The sequence below is a fragment of the Ruminococcus sp. genome (assembly GCF_017650195.1).
GTDB lineage: Bacteria > Bacillota > Clostridia > Oscillospirales > Ruminococcaceae > Ruminococcus.
The window spans coordinates 1-4,742 of record NZ_JAGCFH010000212.1 but is presented as its reverse complement, the minus strand read 5'-3'; the positions used below and the strand labels follow the sequence as shown (position 1 = coordinate 4,742).

Sequence of the window (4,742 nt, the reverse complement as noted above, 5' to 3'; positions counted from 1 at the left end):
GAGTTTTTTCTTGTGTCATCTCTTTAGTCCTATATTTACATGTTAAAAGCTACATTCTTATTGTGCAAGATGTAGCTTTTTATTTTTGTTGACAATTAATATGGCGTATGCAGAATAGTGCATATGCCCATTTTATTCTAATATTTGATAAAGTTTTTGCAAAATCTTGAGTTGTGCATTATGTTGCTTTGGTGTCCGTAATCCTTGATAATTGAAGGATTATGAGGCACAGAAATTGTATTAGAATACTTGATTATAGTTTTAGTATAGTATATGATATAATGTAGCCATGAAATAGCGAAAGGAGTTGCGATATGAATAGCATATCATTAAGCCAAGAAGCAATCGATGAACTAATTAATGGGTTACTCCTTATTATGAAGAACAATCTTGCGGCAATAGTGTTGTATGGTTCGGTGGCAAGAGGAACAGATTCTGCCGAATCAGATGTTGACGTAGCTGTACTCCTAAAACAATCGCTTTCCTCAGAGCAGGAAGATGGTTTAAGCGAGCTTATGGTCAATCTGAATTTGAAATATGGCAGAGTTTTCTCAATTGTGGATATTGAAGAGAAAATGTATGAGCAGTGGAAGGAAGTAGTACCTTTTTATAAGAATCTTTCAAAGAAGGGGAATAAACTATGGACAGCAGCGTGATTGACCTCTCCAAGTATAGATTGGATACTGCTAAAGGTGATTTGAAAGCGGCAAGACTTTTGTTTGATGCTACTGAGTTTCGTTCATCGGTAAATCGTTCTTATTATGCTATATTCCACGCTCTTAGAGCTGTTTTAGCGCTTGATGGGTTCGATTCAAGTAAGCATTCCGGAATTATATCATATTTTAACCTTAACTACGTTAAAACCGATGTATTCAGCCGTGAAATCTCCAAAATAATTAGTTCAGCATATAGATTGCGTGAAAAAGCAGACACAGTCATAAATTCAATATCAGAATATCTCGATAAAAAGTATACTGAGTAATCCATGTTTATTAATACTTAATAGCAAATAGCCTACTAAACTGAAACAAATCAAATAATTGGCAATCAGTTAGTAGGCTTTGCTGAGTGTAAACATCCAACAAATCAGATCAGTTTTCATTCTCTTTCGGCGTTTTTCACACGTTTTCACACGAAGAAAAGGCGATATAATGTTACAAATGAAGCCAGCTCCCTATACGGGAGCTGAGTTTCTATATAATAATACATATTCTATTTCCCCAATTTTAAATATTATTAATTTGGGGAAACAAATGCGATATAATACTAATAAAGGAGCGTGAGTATTTATGAAACTTATAGAACGAAACGATTATTTGGATAAAGTCATAAATGTAATAGGCACCCCGGATATTAAAGTAATCACTGGGGTCAGACGTAGTGGCAAATCAAAGTTCATTCTTCCTTTCCGTATATTGCCTTTATTATACATACCTCTGTGATAAGAAATCGGGTGCAAAAATATGCACCCGATTTCAGCTTTTTGGGGGGATTGAAAGTTCTGTAAATGTCAATATTAAAAGTAGTTTTTTGAAACTATATTTGAAACTATAATAATGTAGAAAACCGACATTATTATAGTTTCTTTTTTTAGTTCTAGACCAAACTTATTATTATATATTCAAAGTGCTTTATGAGAAGTCAGATAAGTTCTTTTGCAGGCATCTGAAAAATTCTTTGTAAAGAAAGGATTTTCGCTTACCTATCAGCCACGGTTTTAAGCAGGAGAGGTTCACGCTGTAACAATGCTGTCTGCTTTGTGGAGCTTAAGTTTCTCAACTGCCTGCTCCCTCATCTTGTATTTGAGTATTTTTCCAGCAGCATTCATGGGGAATCCGTCTACGAAATCAACGTATCTCGGACACTTATGCTTTGCCATTCTTGCAAGGCAGAAGTCCTTGATTTCCTGTTCAGTCGCTGTTTCTCCGTCCTGAAGAACGATACAAGCCATTATTTCCTCACCGTAATCTTCATCAGGTACACCGATTACCTGAACGTCTTTAACCTTGGGATATGTGTAAAGGAAGTCCTCTATCTCCTTGGGGTAGATATTCTCGCCTCCGCGGATTATCATATCCTTGATACGGCCTGTTATCTTAAAATATCCGTCAGAAGAGCGGCGTCTTGCAAGGTCGCCTGTGTGGAGCCATCCATCGCTGTCGATAGCTGCGGCTGTTGCCTCGGGCATCTTGTAATAGCCCTTCATTATATTATAGCCTCTTGCTACGAACTCACCATCAACATCGTCAGGAACTTCCTGGTTTGTTTCGGGATCAACTATACGGCACTCAACGCCGAAAATCGGTCCGCCAACTGTGTTAACACGCTGTTCCAGCGTGTCGGTAGTCTTGCTCATAGTTGTTGCGGGAGAAGCCTCTGTCTGACCGTAGGTTATGCATATCTCACTCATATGCATCTTTTCAACGACTTCTTCCATTGTCTTTATAGGACAAGGAGAACCAGCCATGATACCTGTTCTCATGTATGAGAAGTCTGTCTTATCAAAGTCCTCATGTCCGAGCATTGCAATGAACATAGTTGGAACACCGTGGAAGCAGGTTATCTTCTCTTTGTTTATGCAAGCAAGTCCCTTTCTCGGTGAGAATCGTGTTATGGGGGACATAGTTGTACCGTGAGTCATGGAAGCTGTCATAGCAAGTACCATGCCGAAGCAGTGGAACATCGGAACCTGGATCATCATACGGTCAGCTGTGGAGAGATCCATACAATCTCCGATAGCCTTACCATTGTTGACTACATTATAGTGTGTAAGCATTACTCCCTTTGGGAAGCCTGTAGTTCCTGAGGTGTACTGCATATTGCATACATCATGGATATCTATGGTCTTTCTTATTCGCTCTACATCGCTGTAAGGCACGATCTTTGAAAGATCCAGAGCCTGTTCCCATGTAAAGCAGCCCTTATTCTCAGAGTCAATTGTGATAACGTTTTTGAGATAAGGGAGCTTTGCGGAGTTCAGCTTTCCTGCTTCACAGTTCTCAAGCTCGGGACAGAGTTCCTTGATTATATCAACATAGTTGATGTTCTTGATGCCGTCTATCATAACAAGAGTATTTGTATCCGACTGTCTCAGCAGATACTCAGCCTCATGAATACGGTATTCTGTGTTCATTGTAACAAGTACCGCACCTATCTTGGTAGTTGCCCAGAAAGTGATATACCACTGGGGGACGTTAGTTGCCCAGATAGCAACGTGATCTCCCTTCTTTACACCCATAGCAAGCAGTGAACGTGCAAAGATATCAACGTCGTCACGGAACTCTGGATATGTTCTTGTATAGTCAAGCTCAGTATAGCGGAATGCATACTGGTTCGGGAACTGCTCGCAGATACGATCAAGGATATCGGGAAACGTATAATTGAGGATACGTTCCTTTGGCCAAGGATACTGACCATCGCCTTTCATGCTTGTCTGTAGCGGATGCTTGTGATGCTTCTTGTAGGGAGCCATATACTCAGCAAACTGAGGTATTACTATACCTGCGTCACTGAGGTCACGAGCCCAGCGCTTTACCCATTCAAGAGAGATATAGCCATTGTAGTTGATAGTATCAAGAGCTTCGATCATAGCCTTTACCGGGATATCTCCTGTGCCCATGATCCTGTACTCAACTGAACCGTCCTCGCGCATTACGCTATCCTTTACCTGGATATATTTGATGTACTCACCGAGATTAGCGACAGTAGTCTCTGGAGCTTCATTGTTATAGCGGTATGGGTGATGCATATCCCAGAGAGCTGCTACCTTGCGGCTCTTAACACCATCCAGCACCTTAGCGAGTCTTGCAGTATCAGAATAAACGCCGTTTGTCTCAACAAGAAGAGTAACATTGTATTCTTCAGCGATAGGTACAAGTTTCTTCAGAGCTTCCACGATATAGTTATCGTCAACATCGCTGACAGGCGCAGGTTCAAGATCACCGAGTATTCTTATGTAAGAAGAGCCGAGCTTGCTTGCAAGCTGAGCGTATGCCTTTATTTCTGATTCGGCTGAGCTGTACTTTTCTTTGTATTTCAGACAAGCGCCTGATGACAGACATGGGATTTCAAGCCCCAGTGCCTGCAGCTTGGCAATGGTATGAGGTAGCTGTGCATCTGTAAATGGCTGAGCCTTGACGGAGAATATCTCTTCACCGAGACCTCTGATCTCAATACCGTCAAAATTAAAATCCTTTGCCATTGAATAAATGTCTGTCCATGACCATTCAGGACAAGCAAGAGTTGAAAAACCGATTTTCACATTTATCATTCCTTTAAAAAAAATATATCGCTGTCTGTCTTATCAACCATATAAGTCTTAACATAGAGCTCTTCAGCTGAACAAAATTATGTCAAAGCAAGCCGTTATCCGCAAAGCTTGCAGTGCAGTACTCCAAACCACTCCCTCACCCAGTATGTGGGCAGAAGATACCACGGAGTCCGTCCCGAAACATTATAAGCGCTTATCCCCTGCTTCTCAGCTATCATATCAGCGCGGAGCTGATGAAAACCGTCAGTGATAAGTGTAATATTCTCAGGCAGGCTGTTTTCTGAGATTATCTTTTTGGAAAAGCGAAGATTCTCCTCGGTATTCACGGACTTGTCCTCCATGAAGATACGCTCCGGAGCTATCCCTCGTCCAACAAGCCAGTCTCTCATGCACTGAGCCTCGCTTATGGATTCGTCATTTCCCTGTCCTCCCGAAACAACAGCACAAACACTGTCATGCTCTGAAAGATAGT

At 41.1% G+C, this 4,742-nt stretch carries 4 protein-coding genes; 2 read left to right on the top strand and 2 right to left on the bottom strand.

The features are described from left to right. Positions 1–314 precede the first annotated feature (314 nt). The gene (locus J6U00_RS09845) at positions 315–656 is read left to right on the top strand and encodes a nucleotidyltransferase domain-containing protein (RefSeq protein ID WP_296581419.1); all 342 of its coding nucleotides are present in this window, start codon (positions 315–317) and stop codon (positions 654–656) included. Continuing rightward, entirely contained in the window at positions 641–982 is a 342-nt protein-coding gene (locus tag J6U00_RS09840) for a HEPN domain-containing protein (protein WP_296581417.1), read from the top strand. The genes J6U00_RS09845 and J6U00_RS09840 overlap by 16 nt, the downstream gene beginning before the upstream one ends. A 750-nt stretch (positions 983–1,732) precedes the next feature. On the opposite strand, the gene J6U00_RS09835 is transcribed toward J6U00_RS09840, so the two are convergent. Then, positions 1,733–4,261 carry an AMP-binding protein gene (locus J6U00_RS09835; protein WP_296581415.1) on the bottom strand — a complete coding sequence of 843 codons (2,529 nt, stop codon included), beginning with the start codon at positions 4,259–4,261 and terminating at the stop codon, positions 1,733–1,735. A 104-nt stretch (positions 4,262–4,365) separates the two neighbouring features. After that, positions 4,366–4,742, bottom strand: a 377-nt coding sequence (locus J6U00_RS09830; protein ID WP_296581413.1) for a YdcF family protein, incomplete at its 5' end; no start/stop codon positions are given.

What these genes read in the sequence shown, in the direction of transcription:
- J6U00_RS09845 (WP_296581419.1), top strand. Translation starts at nt 315, where the DNA reads ATGAATAGCATATCATTAAGCCAAGAAGCAATCGATGAACTAATTAAT.
- J6U00_RS09840 (WP_296581417.1), top strand. Translation starts at nt 641, where the DNA reads ATGGACAGCAGCGTGATTGACCTCTCCAAGTATAGATTGGATACTGCT.